This window comes from Amycolatopsis sp. NPDC003865 (assembly GCF_053605345.1).
Map to the genome: position 1 here is coordinate 110,687 of NZ_JBSGJA010000028.1, position 16,255 is coordinate 126,941.

The window sequence follows — 16,255 nt, forward strand, 5'->3', positions numbered from 1 at the left end:
TACGTGGCGGCGATCAGTGACCGACCGGGCCCGCGTTCGGGTCCAGGACACCGGTGAAGATCAGCACGAACAGCAGCACGCCGAGGACCAGCCGGTACACCACGAACGGCACGAAGCTGCGCTTCTTGATGTAGGCCATCAGCCACGCGATCACCGCGTACCCGACGCCGAACGCCACCAGCGTCGCCAGGATCGTCGGGCCCCACTGGGCCGGCGCGTCGCCCGAGCCGATGTCCTTGAGCTTGTAGACCCCCGACCCGAACACCGCCGGCAGCGCCAGCAGGAACGAATACTCCGCCGCCTCCGCGCGGGTGTAGCCCAGCAGCAGGCCCGCGCTGGTCGTGCCGCCCGAGCGGGAGACGCCCGGGATCAGCGCCAGCGCCTGGGCGAAGCCGAAGCCGAGGCCGTGCGGCACGGTCAGGTGGTCCAGCGTCCGCTCCTGCTTCCCGACGCGGTCGGCGTAGAGCAGGATCAGGCCGAACACGATGAGCACGGTGGCGGTGATCCGCAGGTCGCGGAACGCGCTGTCGATCTGGTCCTGCAGCAGCAGGCCGAGCACCACGATCGGCAGCGAGCCGACGATGATCAGCCAGCCGAGCCGGGCGTCCGGGTCCTGGCGCCACTCCTTCTTGTACAGCGAGAAGAACCAGGCCTGCAGGATCCGGCCGATCTTCTTGCCGAAGTAGATGATCACCGCCAGCTCGGTGCCGATCTGGGTGACCGCGGTGAACGCCGCGCCCGGGTCGTCCCAGCCGGCGAGCGCCGCGACGATCCGCAGGTGCGCGCTCGAGGAGATCGGGAGGAACTCGGTCAGGCCCTGGACCAGGCCCAGGACCAGTGCTTCGAACCAGCCCACGTCAGGCCACCCCCGCCAGCTCGAGCGCCTCGACGGCGGTGGTCAGCGCGCCTGCCGGGTCGGGGGTGAACGGCGACACCGACAGGGTCGTCACGCCGGCCTCGGCGAATTCGGTCATCTTCTCCGCGATCCGTTCCTTCGGGCCCAGCAGCGACGTGGCGTCGAGGAACTCCAGCGGCACCGCCGCCATCGCCCCGGCGCGGTCGCCGGCCAGGTACTTCTGCTGCACATCCGCGGCTTCGGCCTCGAAGCCCATCCGGCACGCCAGCCGGTTGTAGAAGTTCTTCTCCTTGCTGCCCATCCCGCCGAGGTAGAGCGCCGCGTACCCGCGGACGGCGTCCGCGCACGCCTTCCAGTCCGCGCCCGGGACGAGCGGCACCGTGGGGACGACGTCGAAGCCGTCGAGGGTGCGCCCGGCCCGCTCGGCTCCGGCCCGCAGCTGCGCCAGCTGCTCCCCCGCGTGGGCCGGCGAGAAGAACACCGGGAGCCAGCCGTCGGCGATCTCCCCGGTCAGCTCCAGGTTCTTCGGGCCGATCGCGGCCAGGTAGAGCGGGATGTGCTTGCGCGCGGGCCGGACGGTCAGCCGCAGCGCCTTGCCGGGGCCGTCCGGCAGCGGCAGCGTGAAATGCTCGCCCTCGAACTTCAGCCGCTCGCGCCGCAACGCCGAGCGCACGATCGAGGCGTACTCGCGGGTGCGGCCCAGCGGCGAGGCGAACCGCACGCCGTGCCAGCCCTCGGACACCTGCGGGCCGGACACGCCGAGGCCGAGCCGGAACCGGCCGCCCGAGAGCGTGTCGAGGGTCGCGGCGGTCATCGCGGTCATCGCCGGGGTGCGGGCCGGGATCTGCAGGACGGCGGCACCGACGTCGATCCGCGACGTCCGCGCCGCGATCCAGGTCAGCACGGTCACCGCGTCCGAGCCGTACGCCTCCGCGGCCCACACGACCGCGTAGCCCAGTTCGTCCGCTTGTTTCGCCAGCGCCAGGTTCGCGGGGTCGTTCCCCGCTCCCCAGTAGCCGAGATTCAGTCCGAGTCGCACGGGGCCAGACCCTAACGGGGGCCCTTGTGGGCGACACGACTCACCTTGGTCATGTTCGGAAGGCGCTGCCCACTAGGCTCGGCGGTCGTGGAAAAGCGACTGCTCGGCCGCTCGGGACTGCGCGTCTCGCGGATGGCGCTCGGCACCATGACCTGGGGTGGCGACACCGACGCGGAAGAGGCCGCCAGCCAGCTGGTCGCCTTCGTCGACGCCGGCGGGACCCTGGTGGACACGGCCGACATCTACGGCGAGGGCGAGAGCGAGCGGGTGCTCGGCTCGCTGCTCGGCGACCTCGTGCCCCGCGACGACGTCGTCCTCGCGACGAAGGCGGTCGCCCGGCGCACCGACGGCCCGTTCGGCGGCGGCGCCTCCCGCGGCGCCCTGCTCAGTGCCCTCGACGGCTCGCTCAAGCGGCTCGGCACCGACCACATCGACCTCTGGCAGCTGCACGCGTGGGACACCTGCGCGCCGATCGCCGAGACCCTCGCCGCGCTCGAGTACGCCGTGACCAGCGGCAAGGTCCGCTACGTCGGCGTTTCGAACTACGCGGGCTGGCAGCTCGCGACGGCCGCCGCCGGCGCCGCCGCGGTCGCCCCGATCGTCTCCACCCAGGTCGAGTACTCGCTGCTGGAGCGCGGGGTGGACCGCGAGGTCGTCCCGGCCGCCGAGCACCACGGCATCGGGCTGCTGCCCTGGGCGCCGCTGGGCCGCGGGGTGCTGACCGGCAAGTACCGCACCGGCACCCCCGCCGACTCGCGCGGCGCGAACAGCGCGTACGCCGGCTACGTCGAGCACCACCGCACCGACCGGGCCGCCCGGATCGTGCAGGCGGTCGCGACCGCGGCCGACGGGCTCGGCACGTCCCCGCTGGCCGTGGCGCTGGCGTGGGTCCGCGACCGGCCCGGCGTCGTCGCCCCGGTCGTCGGCGCGCGGGACACCGGTCAGCTCACCGGCTCGCTGGCGGCGGAGGAGATCACCCTCCCGCCCGCGATCCGCTCGGCGCTCGACGACGTGAGCGCCATCGACGTCGGTTACCCGGAGCGATGGCCGCGCTAGGTGTCTGTTGGGTGACATGCACGTGACGGCAAGACGATCGTGGAGGATGCTGGTGTTGACCGCCCGTCGAGGGACACCTGGAGGCAGCAACGTGCGTCGGTTCGCCGCCGTGTCGTGGATCGCGATCCCGCTCGCCGGTGTCCTGGTGCTTTCGGGCTGCTCGTCGGCCGAGTCCGACTCCGGCGACGAGCTGCAGATCGTCGCGAACCCCGTGGCGGCGAAGCCGGCGGTGTCCCCCGCCGCGACCGTGAAGCCCGCCGGGCAGGTGCTCGCCACCGGAGCCGTCTCGGCGCTGGCCGTCGCCGGCGGGACCCTCGTCGTCGCTCTCGCTCAACCGCCGTCTTTGCGGTTGTACGACCTGGACGCGCTCGCGTCCGCCCCGGTGAATATGCCGTTATACGGCAAGGCGGAGAAGCTGACCGTCGCGCCGGGGCGGGTCGAGATCGCGGAGCCGGCGCAGGGTGTGGTGCAGCAGCTGTCACTGCCGGATCGGCAGCTCACGGAGACGAAGACGGGCGGGCAGCCGGCGTCGAGCATCGCCTACGGCGCCGACCGGCTGGTCGCGATGGGGCCGGCGAAGGACATCCAGGTGCTGCCGGTGACGGGGCCGGCGCGGACGATCGGCGGGCAGCTCTACAGCGCGGACGACGTCGTGGACACCGGGAAGGGTGTCGTGGTGCTGGACCGGCTGCGGACCGCGGTGTTCTCGGTCGACGTCGCCGGCGGGAAGGTCGGCGAGGGCCTGCGCGCGGGCGACGGCGCCGCGAACGCGGTGGCCGATTCCTACGGGCGGGTGCTGGTGACGGACGCGCGCGCGGGTGCGTTGATCGCGTTCTCGGCGTCGCCGCTGATCATGCGCCAGCGCTACCCGGTGCCGGGGGGCGTGTACGGGATCGCCTACGACGCTCGGCGGAGCCTGGCCTGGGTGACGCTCACCGAACGCAACGAGGTGGTGGGGTTCGACGTCCGCGGCGGCGAGCCCGTCGAGAAGTACCGGTTCCCCACCGTGCGCCAGCCGGACTCGGTCGGGGTGGACGAGAAGAGCGGCCGGGTGCTCGTCGGCTCGGCCGCCGGAGAAGGGACCCAGGTGATCCAGCCATGACGACGGTCAGCGAGGCGGTGGTCGAAGGGGATTGGGAGTATCGCCGCCTGCACCTCCCCCCGGGTGTGTCCCGGCGTGCGGCGGCGATCCAGCTCTCCATCCACGCGGAGTTCGCGGGCTGGGAACTGCGCACGGTGCGGCTCTACGCCGACGGCACGCGCAGGGTCTGGCTGCGCCGCAAGAAGACGAAGGAAAGCCTGCCGGGTGCCCTCCCGACCTAGCCGAACACGCGGTTCAGCCAGTCGCTCCAGGTCTTCTCCTCGGTCTGCGCGTCCGCGCCCGGGGTGAAGACGTGGTGGGAGGCGACCATCGGGCCGCGGAAGCCCCGGATGAACCGGAGCATCGCGTCCGGTGTGCGGATCCCCACCGTCTGGTCGTTGGCCGCGTACACGACGCCGCCGAGCGATACCCGGTCGCCCACAGCGGGCCGGGAAGCCAGCCCCAGTGCCGTGCCGAGCCGGGCCCACGCCGACGGCCAGTCCCCCACCGGCGGGCCGAACGCCGTCACCGGCACCGCCGTCCGCCCGGCGAAGTGCGTCACGTACTCGACCAGCGTGCGGAAGAACAGGGCGTTGCCCGTGGTCATCGCCTCGAACTCGTCCTCCCAGTCGTCGCCGGGCAGGAAGCCGCTGGTGACGCACCGGACCACCGAACTGCCGCCCGCGCGGCCCTCGATGAGGAATTCGTAGGCGATCGTCCGCCCGTCCGGCGCCGGGTCGCTGCCGTAGACGAGCTTTTCGAGCGGGTCCCACTCGCGGATCCGGTACTCCGGCTCGTACCCGCCGAAAGCGCCGCGGACCACGCCGCCGGTGCCGCCCTCGACCTCGTTGCGGCCCATGAACCACGAGTCGATGCCCGGTCCGGTGGCGATCGCGTCCCACACCTGTTCCGGCGTCGCGCCGACCTCGGCGACGTCGGTCCGCTCGAACTCATGCCCCACTGGCGGTCTCCTCCGGGACGCTCGGGTGGACGGCGACGACCACCCGGTGCGGTCGGCCCTTCTCGGCCGTCTCGTCGTGGTACTTGCCGACCAGGGTGGTGACCGCGGTCGCGAGCTCCTCGGCGAACGCGGCGCGGTCGGCCGCGGAGGCGAACCGGATCTCGCCGTCGATCGCGAAGGTCGCGACGCGCTGCTTGGCCTTGGCGGCGCCGGTGATCAGCACGCCGACGTCGCGCACCAGCCGGCCGGCGACGGCGAGCAGCCACCGGGCGGAGAGCCGGTCCGGCGACCGGGCCGGGTCGGGCTGGACGGCGGCGAGCGCGGCCGGTGAGATGACGTACGACGACGCCGTCGCCCGCATCATCCGCTCGGTGACGTTGCCCTTCCGCCGTTCCTCGACCAGCTCCACGAGGCCGTGCGCTTCCAGGGCCCGCAGGTGGTAGTTGACCTTCTGGCGCGGCAGGTCGACGCGCGCCGCGAGCATCGTCGCCGACGCGGGCTCCGCCAGTTCGGCCAGCAGCCGGGCGCGGATCGGGTCCAGGGACACCTCGGCCGCGGCCGGGTCTTCGATCACCGCCACGGAGAACATAAGCCCAGCATCTCGCCGAACACTTATCTTGTCAAGAACTCTCGTCTTGTCGGTGGACGGCGTTGACCAGGGCGACGACCCGCGGCAGCACCTGCGCCGCGGCCTCCAGCGGCACGACGTGCCCGACGCCGGGCAGCACCACCGCCGTCCCGTCGTCGAGGCCGCCGACCCACTGCTCGACGTCGGACGCGCGGACGATCCGGTCCCGCTCCCCCACGATCGCGGTCACCGGCAGGCCGCCGACCTGCGCCAAGGCCGCGTCACGGGCGTAGGCGTCCAGTGCCGGGCGGAACAGCGAGACCGTGTGCGGCCAGTTGCCGCGGATCATCTTCACGGTCAGCTCGACCAGCTCCGGGTCCGGGTCGTCACCGAAGAGCCACCACCGCAGGCCCGCGCTGACGGCGCGGCTGGTGTGCTCGCGCACCACGCCGAAGAGCTTCGAGCCGAGCACCGCCTCGAGATCGCGGGCCAGCTTGCCCAGCGCGTTCGGCCAGGCCGCCGAGACCTCCGTGGCGAGCGTGCCCGACGACGTCGCGAGCAGCACCAGCCCCGACACGCGCGCCTCGAACAACGCCGGGTGCCGCTGGGACAGTGACATGATCGCCAGCCCGCCCATGTCGTGGCCCACCAGGACCACCCGGCCCTCGGGCACCTCGCCGGACAGCAGCTCCGCGAGGTCGTCGCCGAGCTGGGCCATCGTCGCGGTGCCGCGGCGCGCCCGTCCCGACCCGCCGTGGCCGCGCTGGTCGTAGGTCAGCACGGCCACCGGCCCGTCGGCGGCGTCCGGCACCAGCGGCGCGATCCGCCCCCAGCTGCGCTGGTCGAGCGCATAGCCGTGGACGAACACGACGGTCACCGGCGCGGCGGGGTCGCCCCTGCGCACCACCTGCAGGGACGTGCCGTCGGCGAGCGCGAACGCGGTCATCAGCTGGTGCGCAGGAACCGGTCCAGCACGCGGGTGCCGAACTTCAGCGCCTCGACCGGCACGCGCTCGTCGACGCCGTGGAACAGCGCCGAGAAGTCGAGGTCGGCGGGCAGCTTGAGCGGCGCGAAGCCGAAGTTGCGGATCCCGAGCTCCTGGAACGACTTCGCGTCCGTGCCGCCGGAAAGCATGTACGGCAGCGTCTTCGCACCCGGGTCCTCGGCGAGCACGGCCGCGGTCATGGCGTCGACGAGGGCGCCGTCGAACGTCGTCTCGACCGGCGGGAGCTCCATCCACTCCTTCTCGATGTCCGGGCCGAGCAGCTCGTCGAGCTCGCGGTCGAACGCCTCCAGCCGGCCCGGCAGGATCCGGCAGTCCACCGCGGCTTCCGCGACCGACGGGATCACGTTCGACTTGTACCCGGCGGTGAGCATCGTCGGGTTGGCGGTGTCGCGCAGGGTCGCGCCGATCATCCGGGAGATGTTGCCCAGCTTGGCGACCGAGCCTTCGAGGTCGTCCTCGGGGAAGTCCCAGCCGGTGATCTCGGTGATGCCGGCGAGGAACTCCTTCACCGAGTCGGTGAGCACCAGCGGGAAGCGGTGGTTGCCGAGCTTCGCGACGGCCTCGGACAGCTTGGTGACCGCGTTGTCGCGGTGGATCATCGAGCCGTGGCCCGCCGTGCCGCGCACGCGCAGCTTCATCCAGCGGATGCCCTTCTCCGCCGTCTCGATCAGGTACGCGCGGACGTCGTCCTTGAGCGTGATCGAGAAGCCGCCGACCTCGCTGATCGCCTCGGTGACGCCCTCGAACAGCTCGGGCCGGTTCTCGACGAGCCACTGGGCCCCGAACTTGCCGCCGGCCTCTTCGTCGGCGAGGAAGGCGAAGACGAGGTCGCGCGGCGGCACGACGTTGTTCAGCTTGTAGTGCCGGGCCAGCGCGAGCGCCATCCCGCACATGTCCTTCATGTCGACCGCGCCGCGGCCCCAGACGTAGTCGTCCTGGACCGCGCCGGAGAAGGGGTGCACCGACCACTCCGAGGCGTCGGCGGGCACGGCGTCGAGGTGGCCGTGGATGAGCAGCCCGCCCCGGGACCGGTCGGCGCCTTCGAGCCGGACGATCACGTTGTGCCGGTTCTTCCCGCCCGACTCGACGTAGGTGATCTCGTAGCCGGCGTCGGTCAGCTTCTCCGCGACGTACTCCGCCGCCACCCGCTCGCCGACCAGCGTGTCGGGGTCGCCGGTGTTGGTCGTGTCGATGCGGATGAGCTCGCTGGTCAGCGTGACGGCCTCGGCCGCGGCGGCTTCGATCAGGTTCGGTTCGGTCACCGGCCATTCCTATCATTCGCACGGCCGGTACCGCCGCACGTGGGACGCCCGGCCGACGCGCCTCCGCAAAGGAGCGCGCACGCCTGGATCAGCCGCGGTCCAGGGCCGACACCACTTCCGACACCGGGCGCAGGTGCTGGTTGAGGATCCGCAGCGCTTCGCCGGCGTCGTGCGCGTCCAGCGCCGCCACCAGCGCCCGGTGCTCGGCGTCGATCACCGGCAGCCGCTCGGGCCGGGCCTCCAGTGCCCGCACCGCGACGCGCTGCTGGCGCGAGCGCAGCGTGTCGTACAGCTCGGTCAGCACGGAGTTGCCCGCCGCGTTGACGATCGCGCGGTGGAACGCGCGGTCCAGGCCGGACACCGCGAACCAGTCGCGGGCCCGCCCGGCGCGGTCCATCTCCTCGATCAGCCCGGCCATCTCCGCCGGCGCCCCGGCCCGGGCCGCGCAGACCTCCGCGATCGCGTGCCCCTCGATCAGTCGGCGGCTCTGGTAGACCTCCTCGAGCTCGCGCGCGGTGACCGTGCGGACCTGCGCGCCCTTGCGGGGCAGCAAGCTGATGAAGCGCTCGGCCTCCAGGCGGTGGAACGCCTCGCGGACCGGCGTCCGGGACACCCCGACCACGCCGGACACCCACTGCTCGTCGAGGAACCGGCCGCCTTCGAGCTCGCCCGCGATGATCCCGTCGCGCAGCCAGGCGTACACGCGGTCCCGCGCCGGCCCGGCCGGTGCGCTGGTCGTCATGCCTCTCCCCTCGTCCGGGAGCCAGCTTAGCGTCTGGACCGAGTGATATCCATCGTGTATACACGGTGCACACAACCGTGAGGAGGCTGCCGATGTCCCCCGTCCCCGCCGACCGGCGCTACGCCGTCTGGCTCTCCGATCCCTCGTTCGCCGCGGCCGAGATCGCCCGCGGGATCGGCTACGGCGCCGCCGTCCTCGACATCGAGCACGGCGCGTTCGACCTGGCCGACCTCGAGCGGTTCGTCCCGTTCCTGCGCGCGCTGGGCCTGGAGGTGCTCGCCAAGGTCCTCGGCCCGGAGCGCGGGCCGATCCAGCAGGCCCTCGACTTCGGCGCCGACGCGGTGGTCGTCCCGCACGTCGAGAACGCCGCCCACGCCAAGGCCGTGACCGCTTTCGCGAAGTTCCCGCCGCTGGGCGACCGCAGTTTCGCGGGCGGGCGCACCACCGGCTACCGCGGCTTCACCGACGACTGGGTCACCGCGCAGGACCGCGGCACCCGGTGCCTGCCGATGATCGAGGACGCCGGCGCCCTCGAGGACGTCGCCGAGATCCTCGCACTGGACACAGTGGACGGTGTCTTCGTCGGCCCGTCCGACCTGTCGCTGCGCCGCGAACGCGGGGCGTACACGCGGGAAGAAGGCGACTTCGCCGACCTGGAACGCATCGCCGACGCCGCCCGCGCGGCCGGGAAGCCGTGGGTACTGCCCGCGTGGAGCCGGGAGGAGAAGGAGTTCGCCCTCGCCCACGGGGCCGGGCAGCTCGCGCTGACGATGCAGCACGGCGCCCTCGCCGCCGGGCTCACCGCCGCGTTCGAGGAGACCACTTCGCTCGCCGAGCAGGCGCGATGACGACCGCGGTCCGCACGAAGACCCGGGCGAGGACGCGGTGGACGATCGCCGGCGTGCTCGGCGCCGGCTCGTTCGTCAACTACGTCGACCGCGTCAACCTTTCGATCGCCGGGCCCGAGATGATGCGCGAGTTCCACCTCAGCGCGGCCCAGCTCGGCGTCGTCGCCTCGGCGTTCCTCTGGACGTACGCGGTGCTGCAGCTGCCGATCGGCGCGATCCTCGACCGGATCGGCGTCCGCTGGGTCAACCGCGCGGCCGCCGCCCTGTGGGCCATCGCGTCGTTCCTGACGGCCTCGGCGGGCGGCCTCGGTCTGCTGCTGGTCTCGCGGCTGGTGCTCGGTTTCGGTGAGGCACCGACCATCCCGGCGGGCTGGAAGGCGATCGGCCAGTGGTTCCCGCGCTCCGAGCGCGGCCGCGCCACCGCGATCTTCGACGGCTGCGCCAAGATCTCCAACGTCCTCGGCATCCCGGTGATGGCGTTCCTGGTGACGGTGTTCGGCTGGCACGCGGCGTTCGTCTTCACCGGCGTCCTCAGCATCGGCTACCTGCTCGTGTGGTGGCTGCTCTACCTGACGCCGAAGCAGGCTCTCGCACGCGGGCGCCTGTCGCCCGAGGAGTTCGCGTACCTGCGCGCGGGCGGCGCGGACGACGAAGACGCGCCCGCGCCCGGTTCGCTCACCGGCCTGGGGCACCTGCTGCGCCGGCGCAAGACGTGGGGCCTCGCGCTGGGATACGCGTCCTACACCTACGCCTACTACGTGCTGCTGACCTGGCTCCCGGGCTACCTGGAGAAGCAGTTCGGCGTGAAGCTGCTGGCCGGCGGCTTCTACACGATGATCCCGTGGCTGGTCGCGGTGCTCGCGCAGTTCCTCGTCGGCGGGATCGTGCTGGACCGGCTGATCGCCCGCAGCGGCGACGAGACCAAGGCGCGGCGGATCGTGCTCGTCGTGAGCATGCTGGTGTCGCTGTCGGTCGCCGGGGCCGCCTACGCCGGATCGGTCGCGGTGGCCCTGGTGTTCCTGTCGATCGGCGCCGCCGGGCTCGCCGTGTCGGTGCCGGCCGGGTCCAGCATCGTCGCGGTCATCGCGCCGGAAGGCTGCTCCGGCACGCTCGGCGGGCTGGTCAACTTCGTGGCCAACCTGATCGGCATCGCCGCCCCGATCGTGACCGGTGCCGTCGTGGACGTGACGGGCTCGTTCGCCGGCGCGTTCCTCGTCACCGGCGTGGTGCTGCTCGCCGGGATCTTCTGCTACACGGTCGTGCTCGGCAAGCTGGACCGCATGCCCGCCGCTCCCCGGAAGGAAACCGCATGACACCCGTGGCACTCGCGCAGTACGCGCCCGGCGACGACAAGGCCGCCAACCTGGCGCTGATCACGAAGCTGGTGGGCGACGCGGCCGACCGCGGCGCGCGGGTGGTGCTGCTGCCCGAGTACGCGATGTTCACGGTGCCGGCGATGGACCGGCGGTTCGTCGACTCCGCCGAGGCACTCGACGGCGAGTTCGTGACGGGCCTGCTTTCGCTCGCCGCCGCCCGGGGCGTCACGATCGTCGGTGGCATGAACGAGCGGCTCGACGGCTCGCGGATCTCCAACACCCTCGTGGCGGCCGGCCCGGACGGGATGACGGCGATCTACCGCAAGATCCACCTGTACGACGCGTTCGGCTTCCGCGAGTCCGACGTCGTGCGCGCCGGGGACATCGCCGAGCCGGAGACGTTCGAGGTCGACGGCGTCCGCTTCGGCCTTCAGACGTGCTACGACCTTCGGTTCCCGGAAGTCACGCGGCGGCTGGCGGACGCGGGCGCCGACGTCGTGCTGCTGCCGGCGGAGTGGGTGCCGGGGCCGTTGAAGGAGTACCACTGGAGCACGCTCGTCCGCGCCCGCGCGATCGAGAACACGCTGTACGTCGCCGCGGCGGGCCAGGCCGCGCCGACCGGGTCGGGCACGAGCATGCTCGTCGACCCGATGGGCGTCGTCGTCACCTCCCTCGGCGAGCAGACGGGCGTGGCCGTCGGCGAGGTGTCGCCCGCGCGGATCGGCGAAGTCCGGGCGCAGAACCCGGCGCTGGAGCTGCGGCGGTTTTCGGTGGTGCCGCGCTAGCGGTCAGGCGACGGTCGCGATCGTCTCGCCCGGCACCGGTGGGCACGTCAGCAAGCGGTGCGGCGACGGCTCCCCCGTCCCGGGCTCGACCAACGAGGCCAGCAGCCGCACCGCCGCCTGGCCCAGCGCCCGCCTCGGCACCTCGAACCCGCTCACCACGGGGCCCGCCGCCCCGCCCGGCGGCCGTCCCAGCACCGCCAGCGAGACGTCTCCCGGCACCGAAACTCCCGCTTCGCGCAGGGCCCGGCGCGTCCCGTCGAACACCGCGAACGTGTCGGTCTCCTCGACCACCAGCGCCGTCACGCCGTCGGCCAACCAGCCCGTGATCGTCGCCGGTGCCAGGTCCGTGCCGTCGGTCCGGGTCACCACCACGGACAGCCCCGCGTCGGCCGCCGCGCCGCGGACCCCGCGTTCGCGGTCGACGGACGACGGCGCCTCGTCCGGTTCGCGCAGGTACCGGACGCGCCGGTGCCCCGCCCGCGCCAGCCGCGTGATCACCTCCGCCGACGCCGAGACGTAGTCCGCGCCCACGTGCGGGATGCGGCCGCCCAGTTCGGTGCGCCGTCCGACGCAGACGATCGGGAAGCCCGCGTCCAGGAGGCCCGCGAGCGCGTCGACCGGGACGTGGCCGCCGAGGAACAGGCAGCCGTCGGCGAGGCGGGTGCGGCGGATCCGGTCGGGCGCCGTGCTCGATGCCGTGAACACGATCAGGTCCTTGCCCAGCGCGGCCGCCTCCGCTTCGACGCCGGCCAGGATCGGGGAGTACCCGTCGGCGATGTCCGGGAACGCCGGGGCGGAGGTGTACACGCCGAGGAGGTCGTTGCGCGCGGACGTCAGCCGCGAAGACACCGGGTCGGGCAGGTACCCCAGGCTTTCGGCCGCTTCCAGCACGCGCAGCCGCGTCCGCTCCGAGAGCCGGACCCCGGTCCGGTTGCCGCCCAGCACCACCGACACCGTCGCCTGCGAGACCCCCGCCGCACGCGCGATGTCGGTCTGCCGGACCCTGCCCATCGCCACCTCGCTCGGGGTCAGCCGATCCGATCAGCCTGCGACCGCTCCCGGCGGGGAGTCAACGGTTTTGCCCGAAACTCCGGCAAACCTGTCCCGACCGTACTAATACGTATTACTCCCTTGAAACAGCTCACCGGGTCGTGACACCGTCGCGGCACACCGGACCTCGAAGGAGCGGTCATGACCCTCACCCGACGCGGCCTGCTGGCCGGCGCCGCCGCGCTCGGCGCGGGCGCTTTGCTCCCCGCCACCGCGGCCGCGGCCCTCGCCGGCTTCCCGGACTACCGCTACCAGCGGCTCGCCCTCGTCAAGAGCAAGCTGCGCTACAACCCGACCGGCGAGCTGATCTTCCCGTGCGTCCGCGGCACCAAGGACCGCATCCCGGGGGCGCTCGGCGCGTACTACCTCTACTACGCACCCCACGACGCCCCGGGCGGGATCTGCCTGGCCTACGCGAACTCCCTCGACGAGGAGTTCACCGAGTACGCCGGCAACCCGATCATCGAGAACTCCTGGCCCGGCGAGTACTCCGTCAGCCACGTCTCCTCCCCGCACGCGCTGTGGAACGACGACGTCAAGCGGATCTACCTGTACTTCCACGGCGAGAACACCGTCACCCGGCTGGCGAGCTCGGCCGACGGCATCCACTTCACCTACGAGAAGGAAGTCCTTTCGACCCGCTTGCAGCCCGCCGGCACCACCGAGACGTCCTACGCGCGGGTGTTCCGCCAGGATCTGCCCGCGAAGAGCGCCCGGTACGTCATGGTGTTCATGCTCAACAACACCACGAGCCACCGCGACATCGGCTGGGGCTGGTCGCCCGACGCGCTGAACTGGACGTTCTCGCAGACCCCGCTCGTGCGCCACACCGACGTCGGCGCGAACGACATCGGCGGCCCGCACCTGCTGTACCGCAACAACAGCACGTACGTCGTCTACAACACCGACATCGCGCACGGCGGGAAGCTGATGATCACCGAAGTCGGCAACGACTTCACCAAACGGAACCACCTGGGTGTCTTCCACACCCCGCTCGCCGGCGCCCCGGACAACGGGCGGTCCGCGGCGCCCAGCTTCGGCACCTACCAGGGCCGCGAGTACATGGTCTACGAGGCGGGCGAGCGGCTCGCCGGGAACATCGCCATCGCCCGCGCGGTCTGAACCCGGGTGGCAGGATGCGGCCATGCGCTCCCTGCCCCTCGACGGCGTCACCGTCGTGTCCTGCGAACAGGCGGTCGCCGCGCCCCTGGCCACCCGGCACCTCGCCGATCTCGGGGCCCGGGTGATCAAGGTCGAACGGCCGGGCACCGGCGACTTCGCCCGCGCCTACGACGAGACCGTGCACGGCCAGTCCAGCCACTTCGTCTGGCTGAACCGGTCCAAGGAGAGCGTCACGCTCGACCTCAAGAGCGACGCGGCGGCGCCGGTCGTGGCGGCCCTGCTCGACCGGGCCGACGTGTTCGTGCAGAACTTCGCCCCGGGTGTCGCCGACCGGCTCGGGCTGGGAGCGGCGGCGATCCGCGCGGCGCGGCCCCGGCTGATCACGTGCTCGGTGTCGGGCTACGGCTCGAGCGGGCCCTACCGCGACGCCAAGGCGTACGACCTGCTCATCCAGTCCGAAGCCGGCCTGGTTTCGGTGACGGGCTCGGAGACCGAGCCGGCCAAGAGCGGGATCCCGGCCGCGGACATCGGCGCCGGCATGTACGCCTTCTCCGGCATCCTCTCCGCGCTCTACGAGCGGGAACGCACGGGGCAGGGCACCGAACTGGAGGTCAGCCTGTTCGACTCGCTGGTCGAGTGGATGGGGTTCCCGCTCTACTACGCCGGCTACGGCGGCACGCCTCCGCCGCGCACCGGGACGAGCCACCCGGCGATCGCGCCCTACGGCACCTTCGCCGCCGGCGACGGGACCGAGATCGTGCTGGCGGTACAGAACGAGCGCGAGTGGGCGGCGTTCTGCGAGCACGCCGTCGAGCGGCCGGAGTGGGTCACCGACGAGCGGTACGCCACCGGCAGCGCCCGCGTCGCCCACCGGCCGGACCTGGAACGTGAGATCGACGCGGTCTTCGCGCGGCTGACCGGCGCTGAGCTGGAGGAGCGGCTGAGGCGCGGCCGGATCGCGCACGCGCGCCGCCGCGACCTGCCCGACGTCCTGGCGCACCCGCAGCTCACCGCGCGCGACCGGTTCGCCGACGTCGTGACGCCCGGTGGGCCGGTCCGGGCCACGCTGCCGCCGATCACCGTCGCCGGCCGGGCCGCGCGGATGGACCCGGTGCCGGCACTGGGCGAGCACACCGGCGCGGTGCTGGCGGAGTTCGGGTTCGACGCGGCGGACCTGCGGCGCCAGGGCGTCCTGTAAAGCAGGTGATCTTGCCGGCGGCCGTCTGCGAGAATGGCCGGCATGACCGCCTTTCCCTTGGCGCCCAAGCCGATCCACGTACCCGACGCGGTCCTCGACGACCTGCGCGCCCGGCTCGCGCTGACCCGGCCGCCGGTCGACGAGGGCAACGAGGACTGGTCCTACGGCGTCCCCGCCGGCTACCTCGGCGAGCTGGTCGCCTACTGGCGCGACGGCTTCGACTGGCGCGAGGCCGAGGCCGCGATCAACGCCTACGAGCACTACGAAGTGAGCGTCGCCGGGGTCCCGGTGCACTTCCTGCGCAAGCCCGGCCGCGGCCCGCGGCCGATCCCGCTGATCCTCACCCACGGCTGGCCGTGGACCTTCTGGCACTGGTCGAAGGTGATCGACCCGCTCGCCGACCCGGCCGCGTCCGGCGGTGATCCCGCCGACGCGTTCGACGTCATCGTGCCGTCACTGCCCGGCTTCGGGTTCCCCGGCCCGCTCGCCGGCTTCCCGGACGTCAACTTCTGGAAGGTGTCCGACCTCTGGCACACGCTGATGACCGAGACCCTGGGGTATGCGAAGTACGCCGCCGGGGGCTGCGACATCGGCGGGATCGTCACCAGCCAGCTCGGCCACAAGTACGCCGGTGAGCTGTACGGCATCCACATCGGTTCGGGGCTGCCGCTCGACTTCTTCACCGGCCCGCGCGCCTGGAGCTTCACGAGGAACCGGCCGCTGACCGACGACCAGCCCGCCGACGTCCGCGACCGGATCATCGAGCTGGACCACCGCTCGGCGGCCCACCTCACCGTGCACATGCTCGACGGGGCCACCCTCGCGCACGGACTGAGCGACTCCCCCGCCGGGCTGCTGGCCTGGCTGCTGGAGCGCTGGACGGCGTGGAGCGACAACGGCGGTGACGTCGAGTCCGTGTTCACCAGGGACGACCTGCTCACCCACGCCACGATCTACTGGGCGACGAACTCGATCGCCACGTCGATGCGCTACTACGCCAACGCCAACCGCTACCCGTGGACGCCGTCCCACGACCGCACGCCGGTGGTGGAGGCGCCCACGGGGCTCACGTTCGTCACGTACGAGAACCCGCCGGGCATCCACACGGCCGAGGACCGCGTCCGGGCGTTCGAGAACGGCCCGCAGGCCGCGTGGTTCAACCACGTCAACGTCGCGGCCCACGACCACGGCGGGCACTTCATCCCGTGGGAGAACCCGGACGCCTGGGTCGGCGACCTGCGCCGCACCTTCCGGGGCCGGCGGCCCTAGGTGTTCTGTCCGGGGAGGTTGCGATCGTGGCGACACGTGATCGGATGATCTTGGCGTGAAGGAGGGCCTCCGGGTTCGGTGTGGATTGCGACATCT

General features: G+C 72.4%; 17 protein-coding genes. 9 read left to right on the plus strand and 8 right to left on the minus strand.

All coding sequences use genetic code 11. The features are described 5' to 3' along the window. Positions 1-13 precede the first annotated feature (13 nt). Positions 14-856, minus strand: coding sequence for an undecaprenyl-diphosphate phosphatase (locus tag ACWEVP_RS43515; protein WP_452068453.1), 843 nt, complete (start codon positions 854-856; stop codon positions 14-16). A gap of 1 nt (position 857) precedes the next feature. Then, on the minus strand, positions 858-1,895 hold the full coding sequence (locus ACWEVP_RS43520) for an LLM class F420-dependent oxidoreductase (RefSeq protein WP_452068454.1): 1,038 nt from the start codon (positions 1,893-1,895) through the stop codon (positions 858-860). Positions 1,896-1,982: 87 nt separating this feature from the next. On the opposite strand from ACWEVP_RS43520, the gene ACWEVP_RS43525 reads away from it, so the two are divergent. From ACWEVP_RS43525 to ACWEVP_RS43535, 3 genes are all read left to right on the plus strand, one after another. Further along, positions 1,983-2,951 carry an aldo/keto reductase gene (locus tag ACWEVP_RS43525; protein ID WP_452068455.1) on the plus strand — a complete coding sequence of 323 codons (969 nt, stop codon included), beginning with the start codon at positions 1,983-1,985 and terminating at the stop codon, positions 2,949-2,951. Positions 2,952-3,042: 91 nt separating this feature from the next. After that, positions 3,043-4,053: a YncE family protein gene (locus ACWEVP_RS43530; RefSeq protein WP_452068456.1), complete on the plus strand. Its 1,011-nt coding sequence runs from the start codon at positions 3,043-3,045 to the stop codon at positions 4,051-4,053. Next, positions 4,050-4,274 (plus strand): DUF5703 family protein, encoded by a 225-nt coding sequence (locus tag ACWEVP_RS43535; RefSeq protein WP_086678081.1) that lies wholly within the window; start codon positions 4,050-4,052, stop codon positions 4,272-4,274. The genes ACWEVP_RS43530 and ACWEVP_RS43535 overlap by 4 nt, the downstream gene beginning before the upstream one ends. On the opposite strand, the gene ACWEVP_RS43540 is transcribed toward ACWEVP_RS43535, so the two are convergent. The 5 genes from ACWEVP_RS43540 to ACWEVP_RS43560 all read right to left on the minus strand — a co-directional run bounded on the left by ACWEVP_RS43540 (position 4,271) and on the right by ACWEVP_RS43560 (position 8,571). Next, a complete protein-coding gene (locus tag ACWEVP_RS43540; protein WP_452068457.1) occupies positions 4,271-4,993 on the minus strand; it encodes an SRPBCC family protein in 723 nt (240 codons plus the stop codon). The two genes, ACWEVP_RS43535 and ACWEVP_RS43540, sit on opposite strands and share 4 nt — an antisense overlap. Then, positions 4,983-5,582 (minus strand): ArsR/SmtB family transcription factor, encoded by a 600-nt coding sequence (locus ACWEVP_RS43545; RefSeq protein WP_452068458.1) that lies wholly within the window; start codon positions 5,580-5,582, stop codon positions 4,983-4,985. Before ACWEVP_RS43545 ends, ACWEVP_RS43540 begins: the two co-directional genes overlap by 11 nt. 31 nt (positions 5,583-5,613) lie before the next feature. Beyond that, positions 5,614-6,507, minus strand: a complete 894-nt coding sequence (locus tag ACWEVP_RS43550; protein ID WP_452068459.1) for an alpha/beta fold hydrolase — start codon at positions 6,505-6,507, stop codon at positions 5,614-5,616. Further along, a complete protein-coding gene (locus ACWEVP_RS43555; RefSeq protein WP_452068460.1) occupies positions 6,507-7,829 on the minus strand; it encodes a M20/M25/M40 family metallo-hydrolase in 1,323 nt (440 codons plus the stop codon). The genes ACWEVP_RS43550 and ACWEVP_RS43555 overlap by 1 nt, the downstream gene beginning before the upstream one ends. A gap of 88 nt (positions 7,830-7,917) precedes the next feature. Further along, positions 7,918-8,571, minus strand: a complete 654-nt coding sequence (locus ACWEVP_RS43560; protein ID WP_452068461.1) for a GntR family transcriptional regulator — start codon at positions 8,569-8,571, stop codon at positions 7,918-7,920. Between the two features lie 92 nt (positions 8,572-8,663). Here ACWEVP_RS43560 and ACWEVP_RS43565 point away from each other — a divergent pair, with 92 nt between their 5' ends. The 3 genes from ACWEVP_RS43565 to ACWEVP_RS43575 are packed head-to-tail and all read left to right on the plus strand — an operon-like array spanning position 8,664 to position 11,520. Then, positions 8,664-9,419, plus strand: coding sequence for an HpcH/HpaI aldolase family protein (locus tag ACWEVP_RS43565; protein ID WP_452068462.1), 756 nt, complete (start codon positions 8,664-8,666; stop codon positions 9,417-9,419). Further along, positions 9,416-10,732 (plus strand): MFS transporter, encoded by a 1,317-nt coding sequence (locus ACWEVP_RS43570; RefSeq protein WP_452068463.1) that lies wholly within the window; start codon positions 9,416-9,418, stop codon positions 10,730-10,732. The genes ACWEVP_RS43565 and ACWEVP_RS43570 overlap by 4 nt, the downstream gene beginning before the upstream one ends. After that, the gene (locus tag ACWEVP_RS43575; protein WP_452068464.1) at positions 10,729-11,520 is read left to right on the plus strand and encodes a carbon-nitrogen hydrolase family protein; all 792 of its coding nucleotides are present in this window, start codon (positions 10,729-10,731) and stop codon (positions 11,518-11,520) included. Before ACWEVP_RS43570 ends, ACWEVP_RS43575 begins: the two co-directional genes overlap by 4 nt. 3 nt (positions 11,521-11,523) lie before the next feature. Here ACWEVP_RS43575 and ACWEVP_RS43580 read toward each other — a convergent pair whose 3' ends face one another. Further along, positions 11,524-12,531: a LacI family DNA-binding transcriptional regulator gene (locus ACWEVP_RS43580; RefSeq protein ID WP_452068465.1), complete on the minus strand. Its 1,008-nt coding sequence runs from the start codon at positions 12,529-12,531 to the stop codon at positions 11,524-11,526. Between the two features lie 180 nt (positions 12,532-12,711). On the opposite strand from ACWEVP_RS43580, the gene ACWEVP_RS43585 reads away from it, so the two are divergent. The 3 genes from ACWEVP_RS43585 to ACWEVP_RS43595 are packed head-to-tail and all read left to right on the plus strand — an operon-like array spanning position 12,712 to position 16,159. Further along, on the plus strand, positions 12,712-13,692 hold the full coding sequence (locus ACWEVP_RS43585; protein ID WP_452068466.1) for a hypothetical protein: 981 nt from the start codon (positions 12,712-12,714) through the stop codon (positions 13,690-13,692). Positions 13,693-13,714: 22 nt separating this feature from the next. Continuing rightward, positions 13,715-14,890 (plus strand): CaiB/BaiF CoA transferase family protein, encoded by a 1,176-nt coding sequence (locus tag ACWEVP_RS43590; protein WP_452068467.1) that lies wholly within the window; start codon positions 13,715-13,717, stop codon positions 14,888-14,890. A 42-nt stretch (positions 14,891-14,932) separates the two neighbouring features. Beyond that, the gene (locus tag ACWEVP_RS43595) at positions 14,933-16,159 is read left to right on the plus strand and encodes an epoxide hydrolase family protein (protein WP_452068468.1); all 1,227 of its coding nucleotides are present in this window, start codon (positions 14,933-14,935) and stop codon (positions 16,157-16,159) included. Positions 16,160-16,255 lie beyond the last annotated feature (96 nt).

Excerpts from the sequence above, each read along its gene's own strand:
- ACWEVP_RS43570 (WP_452068463.1), top strand. The coding sequence starts at position 9,416 with ATGACGACCGCGGTCCGCACGAAGACCCGGGCGAGGACGCGGTGGACG.
- ACWEVP_RS43565 (WP_452068462.1), top strand. The coding sequence starts at position 8,664 with ATGTCCCCCGTCCCCGCCGACCGGCGCTACGCCGTCTGGCTCTCCGAT.
- ACWEVP_RS43550 (WP_452068459.1), bottom strand. The coding sequence starts at position 6,507 with ATGACCGCGTTCGCGCTCGCCGACGGCACGTCCCTGCAGGTGGTGCGC.
- ACWEVP_RS43535 (WP_086678081.1), top strand. The coding sequence starts at position 4,050 with ATGACGACGGTCAGCGAGGCGGTGGTCGAAGGGGATTGGGAGTATCGC.
- ACWEVP_RS43545 (WP_452068458.1), bottom strand. The coding sequence starts at position 5,582 with ATGTTCTCCGTGGCGGTGATCGAAGACCCGGCCGCGGCCGAGGTGTCC.
- ACWEVP_RS43590 (WP_452068467.1), top strand. The coding sequence starts at position 13,715 with ATGCGCTCCCTGCCCCTCGACGGCGTCACCGTCGTGTCCTGCGAACAG.
- ACWEVP_RS43585 (WP_452068466.1), top strand. The coding sequence starts at position 12,712 with ATGACCCTCACCCGACGCGGCCTGCTGGCCGGCGCCGCCGCGCTCGGC.
- ACWEVP_RS43575 (WP_452068464.1), top strand. The coding sequence starts at position 10,729 with ATGACACCCGTGGCACTCGCGCAGTACGCGCCCGGCGACGACAAGGCC.
- ACWEVP_RS43560 (WP_452068461.1), bottom strand. The coding sequence starts at position 8,571 with ATGACGACCAGCGCACCGGCCGGGCCGGCGCGGGACCGCGTGTACGCC.
- ACWEVP_RS43595 (WP_452068468.1), top strand. The coding sequence starts at position 14,933 with ATGACCGCCTTTCCCTTGGCGCCCAAGCCGATCCACGTACCCGACGCG.
- ACWEVP_RS43580 (WP_452068465.1), bottom strand. The coding sequence starts at position 12,531 with ATGGGCAGGGTCCGGCAGACCGACATCGCGCGTGCGGCGGGGGTCTCG.